Below are 21519 nucleotides of genomic sequence, written 5' to 3' on the forward strand. Positions count from 1 at the left end.
AAAAAAATGATTGGTCTGCATAAAACCCCTTTTAAAGGATTGATTGCCGTTCTGATTTTGCTGGCTGGTCTTTCCTGCAGCCAGAAGCCACCCCAATCCGGGGGAAAAGTTGACTGGCAGGGTCATCGCGGGGCGCGGGGATTGGCTCCGGAAAACACCATTCCCTCCTTTCTCAAAGCACTGGATCTCGGTGTGAATACGCTGGAATTGGATGTGGTTATTTCAGCCGATTCAGTTGTGATGGTGTCTCATGAACCGTGGATGAATGCAGCCATCGCTTCCTGGCCCGACGGGCGCCCGGTATCTGAAACCGACGGACCTTCATTGAACCTGTACCGCATGACAGCCGATTCCATTCAGAAATTTGATGTGGGCCGTCGGGGGAATCCGGAGTTTCCCGGGCAGGTGGCAATGCCCGCCATAAAGCCGTCCTTGTATCAGGTATTCGCTGCAACCGAAGCGTATCGTGTGGAAAAATCCCTTCCGAAAATGTTGTTTAACATTGAGATCAAATCCACCCCGGAAGGAGATGGTGTTTTTCATCCGCATCCCGATGAATTTGCCCGTCTGGTTGTCGATCAGATCCGCTGGACTGGATTCACCGATCGGGTGATTATTCAATCATTTGATCCGCGGGCCCTGGTTGCGGTTCACCGGTTAACCGAACAGATACCGCTTGCCTTGCTGGTGTGGGAAAAAAAATCGGTGTCAGATCATCTGAAATCCCTGCCCTTCATACCAGATATCCTGAGTCCGCATTACAAACTGGTGACGCATGAACTGATCAGCGAGGCAAAAAAGAAGGGGATGAAAGTGATTCCCTGGACGGTCAATGAACCTGCCGATATGACCCGTCTGGTTGCTATGGGGGTGGATGGTATTATTACTGACTATCCCGACCGGATTCCGCGATGATCAGGGTTTCGTGATGGCGTACCGTTTCATTTTTTTGAAGAGGGTGGTACGATTGATTCCAAGCGCATCAGCGGTTTCACCAATGGCCCAATGATGGTATTCCAATGTCGCCACTATCTGCTGTTTTTCGGAGTCATCCCTCGTTGACTTCAGGACAGAATCCGATGGGTGGTGTTCCTTCTCTGATTGTGGTAACCCCATTGCAGATTTTACCTCCTTGTCGGACACTATGGAAGTTTTGGTGAAAATGACCAATCGCTCCATGAGATTCTTTAACTCGCGAACATTGCCGGGCCACGAATACGCAGCCATTTCATGAATTGCAGAATCCGCAAGTGTCAGAATTGGCTTGTTGTATTGATCACAAAACTTCCTGATGAAAGTATTTGCCAGAAATCCGATATCCTCCGGGCGGTCACGAAGCGCAGGAGCTGTGGTGGAAACCACATGCAGACGGTGGTAAAGATCTTCCCTGAACTGATGATTCCGGATCCGTTGGGGCAAATCCTGATTGGTTGCTGCAATCACCCGGACATTAATTTTTCGGGGTGTCGGGTCCCCGATCAGATCAACTTCGCCTTCTTCAAGAACCCTTAGCAATTTTGCCTGAAGATCCATGCTCATATCACCGATTTCATCGAGAAAAAGTGTTCCCTGATCAGCCAGAAGGAATTTTCCTCTCTGATCACGACTGGCACCGGTGAAAGACCCTTTCCTGAACCCGAACAACTCACTTTCCAATAATTCCGAAGGAATCGATGCACAATTAAGTTTAATAAATGGCTTATTAACACGTTTCGAATTCAAATGAATACTACGGGCAATTAATTCCTTACCCGTCCCGGTTTCTCCATAAATTAAAACCCTTGCATCTGTCGGTGCCACAGTGCCGATGAAATCGTGCAGTGAAACTATTGCATGGCTTGTACCAAGGATTTCATACTCCTTTTTTATTTCAGTCAGAAACGTGGTTTGATTCACATTCAACGACTTCGACTCGGTGGCGTTTCTCAGAGCGATCAGCAGGCGGTCCGGATCGATTGGTTTTTCGATGAAATCGAAGGCTCCCTGTTTGATACAGTCCAAAGCAATGGTGATGGTGCTTTCTCCGGAAATCATGATAACCGGGACTGCAGGCCAACCCGATTTGACCGATCGCAATACATCAATGCCAGATCTTCCAGGCATCTTTACATCAAGCAGAACACAGTCTGTTTCCTGTTTTCGAAGGTGATCTTCGAGTAAATGCGGGTTGTTTTCTATGGTCATTGTATAACCAAGCCGGGAAACCAGATTCCTTAATGATGTGAGGAACCTTAAATCGTCATCAATTGCAAGCAGATGTGGCATAGTTTTCCTGGTTTGTTTAGCAGGGAATATAAATAGTAAAGGTGGTTACAAGGCCGGGAGTGGATTTTACCTGGATCGTTCCGCTATGGTCTTCAACAACTTTCTTCACAATTGCAAGGCCAAGCCCGGTACCTTCACGTTTGGTGGAAAAGTAGGGTTCAAATATCTGATCCTGATTGTCTTCAGAAATTCCCTCACCGGTATCTGAAACCTGTATTTCAATCATGGGTTTAAAATCCAGATCGACCCTGTGAATGGTGCTGACAGATATGGTGAGTGTTCCCTTGTTACCAAGCGCATCGATGGCATTCTCAACCAATGTCTGAAAAACAAAATCCCATTGTCCATGGTCCAGATTAACATTAACGGGTTCATCCGGAAATTCAAGTACCAAATCGGTGCCATTATTAAAAAAGGCAGAAAAACGACCGCACACCTTTTCAATCAGATGTTGTAAAATGACCGTTGATAGTTTGGGTGGATCGAGGTTTACCATCCGGAGAAACTGGCGTGACTGGTCTCTGAGGCGGTTTATTTCCGATTCCATCATCTGGATTTCCGGCTGACTGTGACTTTCAGGCAGGTGAAGATCTTCCAGTTTCAGTTTTAAAGTCCGAAGGTTCAGAGACAGGGAAGAAAGCGGTGTTTTCAGGTCGTGAACCAATTTCTGCATTACTTTTGCCCAAATCTGAAGTCGTTGGTCCCGTGTTGTTGAGTTGATCTCAACCTTCCAGGCAATAACTCCCCAGGTACGAAAGAGTGCAATTGGTTTTAGAGACACCACACATGATTTCAGTTCGTCCATATCGGCAGTTAAGTTGACAGGGCTTCCTTTGGCATCAAGAATCTGATCACGAATCCAACCCGACTGTCCATTTGTGGTAAGGAAGTTGACAGCAGGTTCCCAGTAGGTTTGGTGATTGTACCAGGAAATCAGTCTGCCATCCGGTGCGAAGAAGCCAATTAGCCCGGGACTGAAGGTCCTGTAGGCAGCAATCGTTTCAGTGGAAATTCGGTGGCTGGTGATTCGGGAAAATCCGGTATTCAATCCAAGAAAGGCAAGCCCTCCGATCAAAAAGGGCAGAATAAAAAGCGGATAGTACCAGGGATTTGGGAGGTAGGAGAGTTCGTAGGCAGATTTTTCAGTTCTGAAAAACAGCGTGGGGTTGCTTCCCCCATTTAACTTCAGGTAAGCATTCTTACCCAGCATCTGGGTTTTCACATAATCGACTTCGAACAGGTAAGTATGTTTTAGGTCTTCACTCAGCAGTCCGTATAGTCTTGGATTCTTGGTCCGGAATAAATATTCAGGGCGGCCATCCGATTCCAGGTCAGCAGAAAACTCAACAACCGGATCACCAAGCCCAGAATGATCAATCTGATCAGTTTGAATCAGGTTGGCATCAAAAATTCTGATCACACCGTCATTTCCCAGAACCCACAGGCCGGTTGGTTCATTATTCGAGTGCATAATAGCTGAGGATAAAACACGTGAATTCTCCAGGTTTACTTCGCGTCCCGGTACAAAATTCTTGTCAAGAATCTGGATTAGTCCACTGGATCTCTGTGCATTGTATGTGCTTACAATCATAAAAAATTGATTATTATTAAATGGATGAAATTGGCTTTCACCAAAACTCCCTGGATATTCCTTTTTAAATAATACCGTTGTCAGGTCACCAGTGAATATGATTGCCCAGTTTGACCCATCACTGAATGGATTTGTTTTTCCCCGGTCATTTGATGGGGATAAAGTATGTAATAAAATGCATTCAGATTTTCCGTCCTGATTAATGTCTCTGAAATCAAATTGTCTGGTGGCAAATCCCATTGGCTTTGAAATGAATATCTGCTGCTGATTTTTAATATCCATCACTATAAAGTGCCTTGGATTAACACCAAAACCGGCCTGAATATAAACGACTAGGTCAAAATCCTGATCTGAGTTATATTGGGTAAACCCGGTTGTAAAGTATACATCCGGTGTATTACCTCCTTTTACATACTCATTATCTCCGACGTATTGACAAAATAACCGGTTCACCAGAATTGAAGGATCGTGTAACGGATCAATTACCCATAAAAACAGAGAATCGCTTTCCATGGAAAACATATACAATTCATCAATCTGATTCTGATCGAAATCAAACACCGATACGAGGTGTCGGTATAATACAAATGGCAAGTTAATCTGGTTGATTGTATGATAATCGGAGGATTGGGTAATGATTTGTGTTCGCTTGGGTTTAATCCACCCATTCTTATCCTTTTCAGATATTATTTGTACGTCAACAATCTCGGAACGTCCATCATGATCAAAGTCAGAGGCCAGTGTAGAATACTCAGCCTGAGAAATCCGACTTTTTATATCGGCTTTCATTGGTTTGTTAAAGGAAAACACAAGGTATTCAAGAAAAGAAACCAGAACCAGGCAAATAAACAAGGAAAGAAATCTGAAAAACAATGGTATCATTTGTGGATCCTATGGTATACATAATTCTTAAGCAATTTGTATACCCATTCATTTGGACTGCTATTCATTGATGGTTTAGTCACAACCGGTTTACAATAGTCAACTGGAATGGATTTGTATGTTGCCAAAGGTAAACAACAATCAGGTAAAATGAGCGGATAGTAAACAATTGGAAGGTTGGTATGAGTTTTGTCAAGAAAAAAACAACCAAACCAAAGGAGTGCGTATGAAAAACATGGTTCTCGTTACGTCGATTCTATTAATCAACCAATTGTTGTGTGCTCAGCGGATTGCGGTGAATCCGGATAACTGGGAAGGTAACTGGTGGACCTTTAATGCCAACATGGGGTACTATTTCCCCACACAAAATGGTGACACTACGATTTTCGGAATTGACAATTATTCGCAGTCTGAAATACGAACAATCCATACCTATAATGGGACATCAGAATTCAAAGTCAGTCTGATTCCTTATCTGAATACCACCGGGACTAATGGCGATGGAATGCGAATTGGTTTTACAAACCAATGGTCAGAATATTTTGATCAGTTTCCATCGGCGGATGATTCATTTATTGGATTGTGGGTCACCGATGGGTTTATTTATTTCCGCAATCAAATTGAGGGTGATCAATATACTTCCCCCGAACCGATTGCAGTTTATTCGGTTGGGGAGAGGGTAGATTGGTTCATTTCTTATTCCCCTGAAGGAACGTTAAAACTCCATGGAACTGGAATTTCTGATACAGTTGAATTTACTGGGTCAGTAAATCTGAATTCCTACAAATTCACGATTTCATGCCAGAATGCCACACCTGGAAATGGTTTTGATCTGCTGACTGTATTTAAAGTGGACACCTCCATTAAGGTCAATTCGGATAATTGGGAAGGGAATTGGTGGTCATTCAATGTGAATATGGGATCCTACTTTCCAACACAAAATGGTGACACCACAATTTTTGGAATCGATAATTACTCTCAGGCTGAAATACGTACAATCCGAACCTTCACTGGGATGTCTGAATTTAATATCAGTCTGATACCTCATCTAAATACAAGCGGATCCAATGGTGATGGTATGCGAATTGGTTTTACAAACCAATGGTCAGAATATTTTGATCAATTTCCTTCTACTGATGACGCATTTATCGGATTATGGGTTTCGGATGGACAAATTTATTTTCGGAATCAGATTGAAAGTGATCAATATACATCACCTGATCCTGTGGCAGGATTTTCGGTTGGCCAAAATGTAGATTGGACCCTTTGTTATTCACCGAGTGGTGTTGTAAAACTGTATGGAACAGGTATTACAGATACAATAGAATTTACTGGTACTGTTAATCTGAATTCGTACAAATTTACTATTTCCTGCCAAAATGCAACACCTGGCAATGGTTTTGATCTGTTTGCTGTGTATTATAATCGATTAGATTCTTCCTGGACTTCAGTCCCGGTTGAATTATTTTCTTTCAGGCACGAATCAGATTTTGGTCAGGTTAAACTGATATGGTCAACGAAGACGGAATCCGACAATTTTGGATTTGAAATACAGAAATCTGAAAACCAACTGAGCTGGATGAAAGTGGGTTTTGTAGAAGGGAAAGGAAATACATCTGTTCAACAGGACTATAATTTTATTGATAGTAAACCTTCCCTGAAGGCTTACTATCGGCTGAAACAAATGGATACAAATGGTGAGTTTTCTTACTCGGATATTCTGGAAGTTTCGACAGTACCCACTGCCTTTTCACTCTTACAAAACTACCCCAACCCGTTTAATCCCCTTACAACCATATCATTCACTATTCCGGCAGCATCACGCGTGGAAATATTAGTGTACGACATAACCGGAGCGGTTGTTGGTAAGGTGACTGATGCGTTTTACCCGGCTGGGTATCATAAAGCATCGTTTTCTGCAACTTCTCTTGCAAGTGGAATCTACTATTACCGCATGAAAGCAGGGAACTCGGTAAAAACTCAGAAAATGGTTGTTCTCAAATAAAGGATCGTACCTTTTCTCAAGTAAATCGTTGCCCCACCCTCACCTCTCAAAACCGGAGCCTTTAAAGTTCCGGTTTTGTTTTTTATGAGAATCTGCCTCTTTTTGCAATCCCTGTAAGGATTCCCCCCGTCAACCGACAGATTCAGAAAAGGAAATTTTTATGCGTTTACATCTGCTGGCCGCCTTCACCCTGTTCCCGCTGACCCTGCTGTCTCAACCGTTTTATCTGGATGGTGCCTTGCTGAAAAGTCAGTTCGGATCGGGGGTGAATCTGTCTGCCGGTTGGAAAGTATGGTCCTGGTTCGATAATCAGCTTCAGGTAACCACAGGGGTGCGGGTTGGTTTCTGGACCAGTGGTCCGGTGGAGGCCAAAAACATTTCCGATGATGCCGTAAAAACAAAAGGTACGGTCCGGGTGGGTTCTGCCAACCTGCTGATCGGCGCTGAAGGACAGATCACTTCTGCCTTTTCGGCCGGATTCAACATCGACGTGGTGGGCGCTTCCCTTGGGGAGTGGAACCCTGAAAACGCAACGGAGAACGCGTCTGTGACACCACTTAATCTGCTCTTAGGAGGCAATCCGGATCTCGGAACCCTGAATTCAGAATTCTGGCTCGGGTGGACCATAAATGACCAGTGGATGATCCGGGGCGGACTGAATCATCATTTCACCGAGAGTCGGACCAGAAACACCTTTGCGCAGGCTGATCGGTTCCGGGTTATTGAAAATCCGGTTTTTCTGGCCATCCGCTGGAAGTGGTGAGGGGAGAACTGCCACCCCCGCATCTTTGAAGATTCCGACCCAGATTGGTATCTTTGCAGGTTTTACAGGAAAGTCTCCTTCATCATGCTGGAACCACAGAAAGAACAGTTAAAAGACCTTCAATCAAGAACCTCTGATCTGCGGAGGTTTCTTTGACCTCGACAACAAGACAGCTCAACTGGCCAAATTAGAAGCCTCTACCGAAGCGCCGGGTTTCTGGGATGATAACCGGAAGGCCAAAGCGCACATGAAAACCATCGATGAAGTCAAATCCTGGGTAACCAGTTTTAAGTCGGTCAGCCGGTTGGTTGATGATGCACAGGCGTTTTATGAACTGGCCATTGAATCGGAAGACGAATCGCTGGCAGGCGAATTGGATGGCGAAATCCGCAAAGCTGAAACGGCTTTGAAAGATCTGGAACTCCGTCAGATGCTGGCAGGTCCCGATGACAACCGGAATGCCCAGATGGTGATCAACGCCGGTGCCGGCGGAACCGAAGCACAGGATTGGTCCGAAATGCTGATGCGGATGTATGTGAGGTGGGGTGAGAAACGCGGATACACCGTTAACATTGCCGATATTCTCGAAGGCGACGGTGCCGGTATTAAATCGTGTACCATCGAATTTGAAGGTCCCTTTGCTTACGGATATCTGAAAGCCGAAATCGGAGTTCACCGGTTGGTTCGTATCTCTCCCTTCGATAGCAACGCCCGTCGTCATACGTCCTTCTCATCGGTTTTCATCTACCCTGAAGTCGATGACGATGTCGAAATCACCGTCAATCCGGCCGATATCGAAATGGATACCTTCCGGTCGGGAGGAAAAGGCGGACAGAACGTGAACAAGGTCGAAACGGCCGTGCGTCTGCGGCACCTTCCAAGCGGAATCGTGGTTTCCTGTCAGCAGGAGCGAAGCCAGTTACAGAACCGGGAACGGGCAATGAAAATGCTCAAAGCACGGCTGTATCAGGCCCGCCGCGATGAAGAACAGGCCCGGCTCGATGCCATTGAGGGAACGAAGAAGAAAATTGAGTGGGGAAGTCAGATCCGGTCATACGTGTTTCACCCCTACAACCTGGTGAAGGATCTGCGAACCGATTTCGAGACCAGCGATGTGCAGGGTGTCATGGATGGTGATCTGGATGAGTTCATCAAAGCCTACCTGCTGGCCGGTAAATAAACGGATTTTTACGGGAAACCAACCAAAGCCTCATGGATAAACGCACCTGTGCAGTGGTCAATCTGGGAGCTATCCGCAGCAACCTCAGGCAGGTGAGATGGTGGATTGGTGCCGGCCCGAAAATCATGGCGGTCGTAAAGGCCAATGCCTATGGTCATGGCATCGAAACCGTCAGTCGGGCGCTGGCCGATGCAGGAGCCGATTATCTGGCCGTGGCCAGTACCGATGAAGCCCGGCGCATCAGAGAATTCGGCGTCTCCAGACCCATTCTGGTTTTCGGAAATCCCGATCCGCTCTGTATCAGGGATTATTTCACCCTTGATCTGGAAGTCTCCGTTTCTGATTATGAAACGGCCCGGTTTGTGAGCGATGAAGCCATCCGCGCAGGCCGCAAACCCGATGTTCATCTGAAGATTGATACCGGCATGGGACGGTACGGACTCATGCAGCGCGAACTGGAACGGGAACTTCCAAAAATTGCCGCTTTGCCGGGAATCCGTTTAAAGGGTTTGTGGAGTCACTTTCCGAACGCAGATGATGCCTCGCCCGATTTTACCATCAGTCAGATCAGGCGTTTTCAGGATTGTCTGGAGATTGCCGACCGGCTGAAGGTGGAAGTGGAATTGAAACATGTCGCCAATTCGGCGGCGACTCTGTATTATCCTGATGCCCATTTTGACATGGTTCGTCCGGGATTGCTGTTGTACGGGTATGCACCCCAGGGTCTGATCAACGCACCGATCATTCTCACCCCAGCCTTGTCGCTGATTTCGCACGTGAGTCTGGTGAAACGGATTGCAGCCGGAACGCCCGTTTCTTATGGCAGTTCCTGGAAATCCTCGGCTGAAACCGATCTGGCCGTCGTTCCCATCGGCTATGCCGACGGAGTGACCCGTGCTGTCAGCAACCGGCTGAAAGTGGTGATCAATGGAAAGCGGTATCCGCAGGTGGGGAATGTCACCATGGATAATATCATGGTGAATCTGGGCCTGAATCACGATGTGAAAAAGATGGATGAAGTGGTCATCTTCGGTGAACAGATGGTGACCGCCGCCGATGTGGCACGGTGGAGCAATACGATCCCCTGGGAAGTTCTGTGCGGAATCACCGGACGGGTTCCACGGGTCTACACCGACAAAGAACCGGCCATTGTGCAACCGGTTCTGGAAAAATGAGATGATAACGATCGACCTGACGAATGGATATAAAGTTCCGACCGCGGAAGAAGCGCTCATCCTGATTAAAAACAAGGTGTTGAGCGTTTTTCCTGCCGACCGGTACACGGTTTTTTTATTCGGAAGCCGCGTAACCGGACATGCCAACCAATTTTCAGATTATGATATCGGCGTGATCGGACCCGAACGGATTCCCATCACGATTCTGGGTGATCTGAAGGAACAATTGGATGAGTCGATTATTCCGTGTTTTTTTGATGTGGTCGATTTCAGTCGCGTATCAGAGAGATTTTACCGCACAGCAACAGAGCAGGTGGAAATATGGCAGCAAGGCCCGGTTACACTGAAAGATTGAATGATTTAAACCGGTTGATTCATACTCTATCAGGTATGAATGACCTGTTAAGTCAGGAATCGGATGAAAAGGTTCGGGATTTATTAAAGACCGGATTTATCAAACAATTTGAAATGTCGGTTGAACTGTCATGGAAAGTCTTGAAATCGATCCTTAGCGCACAGTTTGGAGTAGAACTTGCCAGTCCGAAACCGATTGTGAAGGAAGCCAACAGGCAGGGCATTTTATGCAAAGAGGATTTCGAAATTCTTTTTCAGGCCATTGATTTAAGAAATCAGGCCGCTCATCTGTATCAGGATGAACTTGTGGATGAGATTCTCGACTTTATTCCGGGTTATTGCACCCGAATGAAAAGCTGGATCAATCAACTGAAGTAACAATTTTTATTTAACATTTTATCGAAGACAGGAATCAACTTGAGCCAGGAATTAAACGATCAGATGCTTCAGCGCCGCAAATACCTGCAGGACCTGCGGGAAGCCGGTGTGAATCCCTTTGCTTATGAATGGGAAATCACTGCTAAATCGGCTGAGATTATTCAGTCGTTCCAGGATGACCAGCAACCACCCCGTGAAGTATCGGTGGCCGGACGCATCATGGCGATCCGTCAGATGGGAAAAGCCTCCTTCTTTCATCTGATGGATTCGGATGGCCGCATTCAGGTCTATCTGAAAAAAGATGAAATCGGCGAGGAAAAGTATCAGCAGTTTCACATGTATGATCTGGGTGATATCGTCGGCGTGAAAGGCTACGTCTTCCGCACCCGGACCGGTGAAATTTCCATCCATACCCGCGAAATTGCCCTTCTGACCAAGACCCTTCGTCCGCTGCCCATTGCCAAGGAAAAGGAAGTGGATGGCCAGAAAGTCGTGTATGATGAGTTTTCCGATAAGGAAGTCAGATACCGCCAGCGGTATGTCGATCTGGTGGTGAACCCCGACGTTCGGAAAGTGTTTCAGAAACGGTCGCAAATTGTTCAGACCCTGCGTGATTACTTCAACAAGGCCGGGTACCTCGAGGTGGAAACACCGATTCTTCAGCCGATTTATGGCGGCGCCGCAGCCCGTCCGTTTACCACCACGCACAATGCGCTGGGAATGACGCTGTATCTGCGGATTTCAAACGAATTGTACCTCAAACGTCTCATCGTGGGCGGATTCGATGGCGTCTATGAATTTTCCCGCGATTTCCGGAATGAAGGCATGGACCGGTTCCACAATCCGGAATTCACTCAGGTGGAATTGTACGTGGCGTATAAAGACTACAACTGGATGATGGAATTTGTTGAAAATGCCATTGAGACGGTTTGCCTCGCACTGAACGGAACCACCCGCATTTCCTATCAGGGGAAAGAAATCGATTTTAAAACACCCTGGCGCCGGGTGACCATGTTCGATTCCATTGCCGAAAAAATCGGCGTGAATCTGGAAGGGAAATCCGAAGCCGAGTTGCGCAAAATTGCCAAAGAAAAGGGACTCGATCTCGATCCGAAAATCGGAGTGGGGAAAATCATTGATGAGTTTTTCGGAACTTTCGTCGAGAAAACCCTGATCAATCCGACTTTTATCACCGACTACCCGGTTGAAATGTCTCCTCTCGCCAAGAAACACCGTTCTAAAGAAGGTCTGGTTGAACGGTTCGAGGCCATTGTAGGCGGGAAGGAACTCTGCAATGCATTTTCCGAATTGAACGATCCCATCGATCAGCGGGAACGATTCGAAGAACAGGGCCGGCTGGGCGAGCGGGGTGATGATGAAGCCATGGTGATGGATGACGATTTTATCCGGGCGCTGGAATATGGCATGCCTCCCACAGCCGGTCTCGGAATCGGAATTGACCGTCTGACCATGATTTTGCTCGATCAGGAATCAATCCGCGATGTGTTATTCTTTCCGACCATGAGACCCGAATGAGTGGCAGCGCCGGCAATGAGTTAAGTCGGAAAGCCTGATCTTCATGCTGGTTTTTGAACGGCTGATTGCCGGCCGGTTTTACCGGTCCCGGAAAAGCGAGGGATTCCTTTCCTTCATCACGGCTTTTGCCATTGGCGGCGTTGCCATCGGTTCTGCAGCCCTGATTATTACCCTGGCCATCGTTAACGGGTTTTCTGATGAAATTCAGAAAAAACTGGTCGCCTTTGGTTCTCACATTTCGGTCACGGCCTTTTCCGGAGAGGTTTTTCAATACCCAAATGAAAAACTTCAGGCCCTCGATACCACCCGCTTTATCACTTCTGTTTCTCCTGTCTTTGCCCGACAAGGACTGGTTCGCTGCGGGAAAAACCTGGAAGGTGTGCTGGTTAACGGGGTATTAAACGGTCCGCTGGTGGCACGTTTAGGTCCGTACATGACCGACGGCCGGTTCTTTGATGATACCGATTCGGTGAAACATCCGGTGGTTCTGGGCAGAACCCTGGCACGGCTTCTGGGTGCGGAACTGAACAGCCGGATCACCTTTTTTGGAATCAGCGGAATGCCTTCTCCGGGCAATTTGCCCAACATCATTCAGGGCCGGGTGGTTGGCATTTTCGACACAGGCATGCAGGGATTTGACGATTTATTCGTGTATGTTCCGCTGGAATCGGCCCGTGAATTATTTTCCAGCCCCGGTCTGCTCACCGAAATCAGTCTGGAAACCGATGATCTGATGCTGGCCAATGACCGCACGGATGAACTTCAGAATGCATTGCCCTGGCCGTTTTTCGTGCGGAGTATTTTTCAGACACAGGCCAATCTCTTCGGGTGGATCGGATTGCAGCAGCAGATGATCCCCATCATTATTCTGGCGCTGATCATGATTGCGATCATCAACATTGTCGGAACCATTCTGATGATGGTGGTCGATAAAACCCGGGAAGTCGGCATTTTAAGATCGATGGGCGCAACAGGCAATCAGATTCTGCGGATTTTCATCGGTCAGGGTGTGCTGATTACCACCACGGGTCTGATCATCGGCAACGTGATTGGCATCGGATTCTGTCTGCTTCAATACTATTTCCAGATTATCCCGCTTCCGCCCGAATCCTATTTCATGGATACCGTTCCCATCCGGTTATCCCTGACCGATGTGGTCCTTGTCAACGTGCTGACGCTTTCCTTGTCGGTGCTGGCTGCCTGGGCACCTGCATGGGTCGCATCCCGGTTGCCGGTTTCTGATACAGTGAGGTTCGGATGAACCGCTTTGAATGGTTAATCGCCGGACGGTATGTGTTTTCGCGTAAGCGAATCAACCTGATCAACATCATCTCGGTGATTTCCATTGCCGGCATGACGGTCGGAGTCGCCTCCCTGATTGTGGTTCTCTCGGTGTTTAACGGATTTTCAACGTTGGTGGGGAGTTTGCTCAAAGGGCTTGATCCCGATATCCGCATCGAATCGGCTACCGGTGACCGCTTGTCTGTCAGTGATTCGGTTTTAATTCAGGCCCTCCGCGAAGAAAAATCCATTGTGCTTTCAGCGCCGTTTATCGAAGAAAAGGGCTTGCTGGTCAGAGGACAAAACCATCAGGTTGCCTGGCTCTACGGCATGGATGACAGTCTGTTTAAGAAAATGGTCAGTCTGGATCTCCACATGGTGGCCGGTTTACAAAATGTGGCCGGGAATGAACAGGATCAGCGCGGAATGGTCATGGGGATCGCACTGGCCGATCAGTTGGATGCCATGGTTCATGATACCATTGCGGTATTGTCACCGGTTGGTTTGGATAAAGTGTTTACTCAGATGCAGGCCCCCCGTACCAAACGGTTACAGATGACCGGTATGTACCAGGTTCAGCGCGTGTACGACATCGGGTTTTCCTACATCAGCTTTGAAGCCGCCGCCGACTTATTCCGTTACCGCGATGAAATGACCGGTGTGGCGATCAGGCTGTCACCTGAAGCCGATGCAGCCGACGTGAAAGAACGGCTTCAGTCCCGGCTGGGCTCCGATTATGAAATCAGAACCTGGTATGATCTTCGCCGGAACATGTACAGCATCATGCAGTTCGAAAAATGGGGAGCTTATTTCATTCTCACCCTCCTGATTGTGATAGCTGCCTTTAACGTGGTCGGTACGCTCATGATGACCGTACTCGAAAAACGCCGGGATATCGGTATTCTCATGTCCATGGGAAGCTCACGTGAACAGATTTACCGCATTTTCCTCAATCAGGGTTTGCTGGTCGGACTGTCGGGTGTGGGAATGGGCTCACTGCTGGGTTATGGCGTGGTCTGGCTGCAGCAACTGACCGGATGGTATAAAATCCCGAATTCCGAAAACTTTATCATTGATTCCTTCCCGGTCGCAGTCGAATGGACCGATTTTCTCGCGGTTACCTCTATCTCCCTCATTCTTGCGGTTCTCTCCGCCATTTACCCGGCCCGGATGGCCACCCGCCTCGATCCCATCGAAGCGATTCGTTATGAGTGAGAAGACAGGAGTCAGGAGACAGGAGTCAGGAGACAGGATGCGGAATTCGGTCATGTTCCTGATTCCCGTCTCAGGGCAACAACTCCAACCCCAGCTCCTTTAGGAAGCCGTTGTGTGTGTCCTTCGCCTTACGGATTTCCTGCTCGATCTGAAGCAATGAGCGGTTGGTTGCCTCAAGGTCAATTTCCTCCTCACCAACGGCGGTGCTGATGTAGCGCGAGATGTTCAGGTTAAACTCGTTTTTCCCGATCTCTGACATCGGTACACGACGGGAGTAACGGTCTTCTTCCGTGCGGTATTGGTAGGTGTCGACGATTTTGCGAATGTGCTCCGGCGCGAGTTGGTTCTGACGTTTGCCTTTGACAAAATGCCCGGCGGCATTGATGAACAGCACGTCGTCCGGCTTTTTGCACTTTTTGAGCACGAGAATGCAGACGGGAATGCCGGTAGAGTAAAACAGGTTGGCTGGCAGACCGATGACGGTGTCGATATGGCCGTCTTTGAGCAGCTTGGTGCGAATGCGTTCTTCGGCTCCGCCACGGAACAGCACGCCGTGGGGCAGAATGATGGCCATGACGCCTTCGTCTTTCAGGAAGTGGAAGCCGTGCAGCAGAAAGGCGAAATCGGCGGCAGACTTGGGCGCCAGACCGTGACTCTTAAAACGCACATCGTCGGCAAGGGCATCGGTCGGTTCCCAGCGGTAGCTGAATGGTGGGTTGGCTACAATGGCATCGAAACTGGGCTTTCTGGCCGGATTTTCTTCGCGCATCATGCCCCATTCGTTGAGCAGGGTGTCGCCGTGGAAGATGTCGAACTCGGTGTCCTTCACCCCGTGCAGCAGCATGTTCATGCGGGCCAGGTTGTAGGTGGTGATGTTCTTTTCCTGACCGTAGATTTTGCCGATGGTGCCACCTGCTTTGGACACCTTTTTTCGCACATTGAGCAGCAACGAGCCAGACCCGCACGCAAAGTCCATCACATTTTCCAGGCGCTTCCTGGGGCCTGTTTTGGGTTCCTGGCTATCGAGCGTAACAATCGCTGAAAGGATATCGGAAATCTGTTGCGGGGTATAAAACTCGCCGGCCTTTTTGCCCGACCCGGCGGCAAACTGACCGATCAGGTATTCATACGCATCGCCGAGGGCATCGATGTCGGTGGAGAACTCAGATAGCCCTTCTGCGATTTTCTGGATGATGGCACACAGCTTGGCATTGCGCTCTGCGTAGGCTTTTCCGAGCTTCGGTGAAGCAAGGTCAATCTCAGAGAACAGCCCTTGAAACGTGCTCTCGAAGGATTCTTCTTCGATGTACTTGAAGCCGGCTTGCAGCGTGTTCAGCAGCTCCGCGTTCTGGGTACGGGCCATGTTGGCAATGCTGTTCCAAAGGTGCTGGGGCTGGATGACGTAATGCACCTTACGCCGCATCTGCTTCTCGAACTCCGGTACGTCGGCCACATTGTTGGCATACCAGATAGCCAGCGGTACTTTGCGGGCATCTCCGCCTGCGTCGGGGTAATCCCGCCCAAGTTCTTTTTTTGCCGCCGTTTCGTAATTATCGGAGAGGTAGCGCAAGAAGAGGAAGGACAGCATGTAGTCGCGGAAATCGTCTGCATCCATTGCTCCGCGTAGTTGGTCGGCGATGCTCCAGAGGGTGTTACCCAGTTGTTTTTGGTTGGTGGCGGTCATGTCTTCAATATATATGTGAGTCGGTCGGGACGAATTGTCTATTACGGCGCGAATTCTGAGACATTCTCTGCTCCAAACCAGTTTTGGAGCGTTTCTAAAGCTGGCACAGAGAGGCTCTGCGTAAATAGTAGTACCAATTTATTCTTTGGCCGAGAACAAGCCACATAAAACAGATTTCTATTTCGTAGGTAGGTTGCTTCTTTATCGCCGGGAAAACGATTAGGAAACCACTCAAGAAATTGGCTCCAGTTGTAGTGATTCCATCCCCGGCCAAAAACTACGAGGACGTTTTCGAACTCAGCGCCCTTAACACCATGTTTTGTTGCAAACGGAGTATGGTCATTAATGAAAGCCGCCAATGAAATCAATTCGGTATATGGAATTAGCTTTAACCTATTTATCTGCTTAAGTGTAACTGAACTCTCTATCTCCTCTGGAGTAGATGATTCAAGTTTTTGCTGAGTCCTAAGCACAGAATCTGGGAGTTGCGGTTTTCTTGTTTCCTTTAAGAGTTGAAGAACTTCACCAATTGTCCCGGTCTCCCTGACTTGAATAAGTTGACGCATATCTCGCGCCCATTCAAGCTTTTCTAACTGGTTAGTCAGCCTACCGGCTTTATTTCCAAGAATATCAAACATCTCACCAAATCTACCGGCACAAAATGCTGCACAAGCTGGTTCTACCGTATCCACCAAAAAAGCAATATGCGGATCCTCTTTCCTAATTAATCCATCGGTAAAATCAAAGGATCCAAGAATCTGACTGTAGTTTTGCTCAGATGCTAGGACATTGTGGGTCAGCATCAGAATCTTTGTGTTTTTTGGTGAAAAATCCCAACCTACGCTTGCCAGTTGCCTACGTAAAGCCTCAAGGTGGTTGTGTGCATCAGTTGCAGGAAGATCCCCCCCCCAGTGACCTCCGGTTTGACGCTGACCTGCAAAACTATTGGTATGAAATACTTTAGCAGAACCAATTGCGGCTGGATTGCTGACTTGTTGGGGGAGCTCAGGTCTAATCCGATTCAAAACATCTACTATCGCTGGGGCTGATCGAAAATTCGCCTCTTTTCCTATTGCGCGGAGTTTTGGATGATCTATACTGCCAGCGCCAGTTGGATAGATTTTCTGCCAACTGTCACCGAAAAGCCCGATGAGTGGCCCGCGCTCAGTTTCCACAAAGTTTCGAATTATACTGTCAGCGAAATCTTTGTCTGTATCCTGATATTCATCAATAAAGAGCACTGGAAACCTTGAACTGAGAATTCTGCGAAACTTACGGTTCTCCATCAGTGCCACTGTAAGCTTTAAGACATCATCATGATGCAAAAGTATCTCGTTGTCGGTGACCCGCCGATGCCCTAATTCATAATTGATTCGTCGCCGTCTAATCCCACCAGCCTCATTAATTTTCTCAGCCAATTGAGGAATATTCAGAACCTCAGTTCGCAGCGCCGATTGGAAACTTTTGCACAAATCCCAACAAAATGAATGTATCGTTGACGCTTGGATGATAGGATTGCCGTCTGTGCGTCTCACAATTTCGGCTGTCGCTACATTGGTATAAGTAATACAAGCCACTCGCTTGTTTTGGCGTACAAACTGAGATCCGTTCTCTTCGATTAGTAGATTTAGCGCCCTTACGAGGGAATATGTTTTACCCGCCCCGGCTCCCGCTTCGAGCCTAAAACTTTTTTTCTCCCGAATACACCGGAATACCTCATCCAGAGCCCTTTGTGAAGCAAGCTCTGCTGGATTCAAAAGCGCTACGTCAAACATCCGCTTGCTCCTCGGCTGCGGGGAGGATCTCGCCATCCGCTGGTAATGGTAGGGTTGTTTCATCAATTTGACCAAGCCACCGAAGCCCTTCTTCTATATAACGCGGAATCACCCAATCCGTCTCATTGATCGCATATTTCAGAGCAAATTCACTCTTTTTGATATCAAGGGACATATCCCACGCATGAGTTTCCATCTCCTGCACGGTCGAACCGTTAACAGTAAACTTATCTGTATTGGCTAGTATGAAAGCGTCCTCAAAGCTTCGCCCGCAGGCTCCGCCATCTAGATGAGGAATCTGGAATGCAATTCGACGGCACCCAAAAGCCTTATCAGCACTAGATTTGGACAACAAATCCCGGATAGCGGGGCTGTTCTCACCGCTTGGGTCAAACCATCGGTTTATCGAAGTGTTGCTTGATTTGCGCCCTTTGGAAACGGGGCATTTCGTCCAGCGAGTCTTGCCACTATCAGCGGTAGTTTGTTCGACTGCATCGAGATCGGTTATGACAAGGGTTCGGAGTTCTAGGAAGTCGATCAAATGGTAGAACAGATGAGCATAGGCCCCCCCGACCTCCATTATTGAAAGGTATTTACCACCGATATTGCGTCCGTTTTGTATGTCGAATTTTTCAATCGCCTTTGGTAAAATGAGACGTTCCGAAGTGCCTTCTACCAAGATTGCCGCATCTGCGAAGAACAAGTCGCAGCGGGTTAGCGTCATATATTGATGGAGAAATTTCAAATTATCTGGCTCTTCACTAGTCAATTCAGTGCGAAGATCTTTTGAACGGGTACTTAGAATGCTAGAGCCTTCCTCACGCGGTTTGGTAAGGAAATATCGCATTGCGCTAAAAGATGCTTCATTAGCAATGTGTGATGAATGGGTCGTCAACACGAATTGCACGGGCCATGTGGTCCCACCATTATAATTTGACTCAAACATCGCGCGAATTTTGTTGAGTTGTCGGATGAAAACCGACTGCATTTGTGGATGCAAGTGTGCTTCAGGCTCCTCTATGAAAATAAGTTGAACTCCAGCTTGTGGCTGCCGAGTAGCGAATTCACGAAAGAGTTCAAAGAGCTTGAGTAATATGAAAATCAAATTTCTAGGACCAAGTCCATTGTAGGACTCCGGTAAATTGACTCCTTCAGGAATCGGCCCAGCATAAGTCACTGTTGTATGGTTGGAGAGTAGCTGTTGGACATCGAATTGCGTTTCTGTCCGGAGTTTGGGATCTGAAAGTCCAGGGTACCCAAACAGTTCAAAAGTAGGAGCAAGCGCTTGTAACTGTCTATTGAAATTTGAGTCTATTTCGGTCTGGACTTCTTCGACGGCTTCTTTCAGTTCCCGTGCTCGTACCTGGTCGTCAGTACCCGTAGATGCGTAAGAAGCGGAAGTAAATATTCGCTCGAAAACCTTTCCCAAAACCGCCTTTTCTTTATTCGAAGCATCGTCTAATGCTCGTTGAGCGTTAATAAACCCAAACTGTAAAACGGCCCTTAAATCAGCGCTGTCTACGACCTTTGTATTGGTTGGATCGTTCGGGTCTTGAGCTTCAATCCTAGCCTCAAAAAGCTTAGGAACTCTGTCGCGAAGTTCACGAAAAAAGGCCAGACGATCGTTGCTAAGATCGGCAAAAAAATTTTTGATCTTGCCAGAGGCAACCTCATAGATGACTTGAACTTTTGCTGTTGTACATGTCTCGTTGATATCAACGATAAATTCGGAAAGAGTTCCAAAATCTATATCTCCCGAATAGTCAATTAAGAGCGAAACTGAAATCGCAGGCAGTCGTTCCCTAACCACTGCGTCTTCTTCGCTATTTCTGAAAAGCTCCCGTGCTTCCCAAAACTTCTCGTGCATTCCTAGTGAGAAATCTTCAAGGCGGAATTTTGGGGCGCTTTCTGCCAATAGGCGCCGGAATAACTCAGTAAGTGATGTTTTGCCGCTATTGTTACGCCCAACGATGAGCGTCGTATCGTTCTCGAGACAAATCGTAACGTCCTCGAGAAGTCGAAAATTTTTAACGGTGATTTCTTTGATTTTCATTTTTATTGTATTCCAGTCTGTGTGTTTGTAGAAGGAAACAACCCCTGCATAAGCCCTTTTTTGTGCGTCTTGAGAGCGTCCATCTTTTGGGTTTCGGCGGTGATAAATTCGTCTAGTTTGCTCAGGCAATCCGCGATTCGTTGTTGTTCAGTCGCGTTGGGGAAGAACAACACAAACTCTTTAAGATGATCAAGTTCAATCTTTCCAGCACCGATTCCAGTTTCGTTGATTGAGAAACGGGATTGAAAAGCTAAAAGCTGGTAAAGAAGAAATCCGGTTTTAATAGAACTATCCAAGTCAAGCGCTTTAACATCTTGATTGAACGCCACGTCAATTCCAGCAACGCAAATAGGTACGCGCTTAAACAGCATGCTCCCGCGAACAAGAATCAAAATTGATCCCTTCTTAGCGATTCGAGTACCGTTGCCAATAGCAAGCGGCGCCACGTAATGGTCAGCCTTTTCGACTACAAGATCATACATCGACGAAGCACTGACCCACGGAATAGTTCCATTCCAATACTCTGGATTGTCTTTCGATGGTGTCCCCCCTGAAGAAAATGACGCAATGCTACCAAGAGGCTTCATCTCCCACTCCCCATCATCCTGAAACTCCGGAAAGCGCAGTCTTGGCACGGTTTCGCCTTCGCGGGGGAAAAGCTGCTGCATCAGGCCTTTTTTATGGGTTTTGAGCGCGTTCACTTTCCGGGCTTGGGCGGCAATCAGCTCGTCCAGCGAACTCAGGCAATCGGCGATTTTTTGTTGTTCGGGGAGGGATGGGAAACCTAAGCAAAGCGAGGCGATATTGTCTTTAGTGAAGCCTTTGATAGATGTTCCTTGATTGAAAGACAGCAGAGTCTCTTTATTAGACTTCAACAAATAAGCTAAGAACAACGTCAACGTCTCTGCATCGGTAGTTGTGAAATTCGTGAAGTCTTGACTCGTGCAAAGAGGGAATGTTGAAACTGCGAGCTTTCCAACACCCACCCTTGAAACAAGGAGAATGCTTTTCGCAGGTAATATCTTTGTCGCCGATTCTTGAACTGCCTGTTTTGTGATAAAGCGGGATATGTTGATTTGAGAAAGCGAGTCCTCATTCAAGTCGGAGCTAGAAATCCACGGAATATCGCCAGTCCAATAGGATGCTTTGTCTCTGCTTGGTGTTCCTCCTCCAGTGAAATAGCCAAGTGTTTCGAGGGCTTTCTTCTCCCATGCATCCCGAAACTCCGGAAACCTCAGCTTCGGCACCAGCGCGGGCTTTCCCTCTTCGTTTGTATCGGTGGTCTTAGCCTTGCTACTCATCTTTCAACCCCCGCCGCGTTATGGTCACCGGAATCCCACATTTCCCGGTTAGCACCGGAATTGGGCGAAGTCAACGGTTGT

The 21519-nt window shown here is 47.6% G+C and carries 16 protein-coding genes; 10 read left to right on the plus strand and 6 right to left on the minus strand.

Going from position 1 to position 21519, the window contains the following annotated elements; translation table 11 throughout:
- Positions 1-6 precede the first annotated feature (6 nt).
- On the plus strand, positions 7-915 hold the full coding sequence (locus tag HUU10_11745; protein ID NUQ82273.1) for a glycerophosphodiester phosphodiesterase: 909 nt from the start codon (positions 7-9) through the stop codon (positions 913-915).
- Here the strand turns inward: HUU10_11745 and HUU10_11750 are convergent, their stop codons facing one another.
- Both HUU10_11750 and HUU10_11755 read right to left on the minus strand, forming a co-directional pair.
- Positions 916-2265, minus strand: coding sequence for a sigma-54-dependent Fis family transcriptional regulator (locus HUU10_11750; GenBank protein NUQ82274.1), 1350 nt, complete (start codon positions 2263-2265; stop codon positions 916-918). It abuts the gene before it with no gap.
- Positions 2266-2281: 16 nt separating this feature from the next.
- Positions 2282-4738, minus strand: coding sequence for a HAMP domain-containing histidine kinase (locus HUU10_11755; protein ID NUQ82275.1), 2457 nt, complete (start codon positions 4736-4738; stop codon positions 2282-2284).
- A gap of 226 nt (positions 4739-4964) precedes the next feature.
- Here HUU10_11755 and HUU10_11760 point away from each other — a divergent pair, with 226 nt between their 5' ends.
- From HUU10_11760 to HUU10_11800, 9 genes are all read left to right on the plus strand, one after another.
- Complete coding sequence (locus tag HUU10_11760; GenBank protein ID NUQ82276.1) at positions 4965-6743, plus strand: T9SS type A sorting domain-containing protein; 1779 nt, start codon at positions 4965-4967, stop codon at positions 6741-6743.
- Positions 6744-6903: 160 nt separating this feature from the next.
- Positions 6904-7506, plus strand: a complete 603-nt coding sequence (locus tag HUU10_11765) for a hypothetical protein (GenBank protein ID NUQ82277.1) — start codon at positions 6904-6906, stop codon at positions 7504-7506.
- A gap of 133 nt (positions 7507-7639) precedes the next feature.
- A complete protein-coding gene (locus HUU10_11770) occupies positions 7640-8686 on the plus strand; it encodes a peptide chain release factor 2 (protein ID NUQ82278.1) in 1047 nt (348 codons plus the stop codon).
- Between the two features lie 32 nt (positions 8687-8718).
- Positions 8719-9861, plus strand: a complete 1143-nt coding sequence (alr, locus tag HUU10_11775) for an alanine racemase (GenBank protein ID NUQ82279.1) — start codon at positions 8719-8721, stop codon at positions 9859-9861.
- 1 nt (position 9862) lies between these two features.
- Complete coding sequence (locus HUU10_11780) at positions 9863-10216, plus strand: nucleotidyltransferase domain-containing protein (protein NUQ82280.1); 354 nt, start codon at positions 9863-9865, stop codon at positions 10214-10216.
- A 35-nt stretch (positions 10217-10251) separates the two neighbouring features.
- Complete coding sequence (locus tag HUU10_11785; GenBank protein ID NUQ82281.1) at positions 10252-10593, plus strand: nucleotidyltransferase substrate binding protein; 342 nt, start codon at positions 10252-10254, stop codon at positions 10591-10593.
- 63 nt (positions 10594-10656) lie between these two features.
- Positions 10657-12129, plus strand: a complete 1473-nt coding sequence (gene lysS / locus HUU10_11790) for a lysine--tRNA ligase (protein NUQ82282.1) — start codon at positions 10657-10659, stop codon at positions 12127-12129.
- A gap of 43 nt (positions 12130-12172) precedes the next feature.
- Positions 12173-13390 carry an ABC transporter permease gene (locus tag HUU10_11795; protein ID NUQ82283.1) on the plus strand — a complete coding sequence of 406 codons (1218 nt, stop codon included), beginning with the start codon at positions 12173-12175 and terminating at the stop codon, positions 13388-13390.
- Positions 13387-14625, plus strand: coding sequence for an ABC transporter permease (locus HUU10_11800; GenBank protein ID NUQ82284.1), 1239 nt, complete (start codon positions 13387-13389; stop codon positions 14623-14625). The genes HUU10_11795 and HUU10_11800 overlap by 4 nt, the downstream gene beginning before the upstream one ends.
- A gap of 70 nt (positions 14626-14695) precedes the next feature.
- Here HUU10_11800 and HUU10_11805 read toward each other — a convergent pair whose 3' ends face one another.
- The 4 genes from HUU10_11805 to HUU10_11820 are packed head-to-tail and all read right to left on the minus strand — an operon-like array spanning position 14696 to position 21438.
- Positions 14696-16309 (minus strand): type I restriction-modification system subunit M, encoded by a 1614-nt coding sequence (locus HUU10_11805; GenBank protein NUQ82285.1) that lies wholly within the window; start codon positions 16307-16309, stop codon positions 14696-14698.
- 41 nt (positions 16310-16350) lie between these two features.
- Positions 16351-18084, minus strand: coding sequence for an ATP-dependent helicase (locus HUU10_11810; GenBank protein ID NUQ82286.1), 1734 nt, complete (start codon positions 18082-18084; stop codon positions 16351-16353).
- Positions 18077-20137: an ATP-dependent endonuclease gene (locus HUU10_11815; GenBank protein ID NUQ82287.1), complete on the minus strand. Its 2061-nt coding sequence runs from the start codon at positions 20135-20137 to the stop codon at positions 18077-18079. Before HUU10_11815 ends, HUU10_11810 begins: the two co-directional genes overlap by 8 nt.
- 2 nt (positions 20138-20139) lie before the next feature.
- Positions 20140-21438, minus strand: coding sequence for a restriction endonuclease subunit S (locus HUU10_11820; GenBank protein ID NUQ82288.1), 1299 nt, complete (start codon positions 21436-21438; stop codon positions 20140-20142).
- Positions 21439-21519: the final 81 nt, after the last annotated feature.

It is taken from the genome of Bacteroidota bacterium (assembly GCA_013360915.1).
In the GTDB taxonomy this organism is placed as follows: domain Bacteria; phylum Bacteroidota; class JABWAT01; order JABWAT01; family JABWAT01; genus JABWAT01.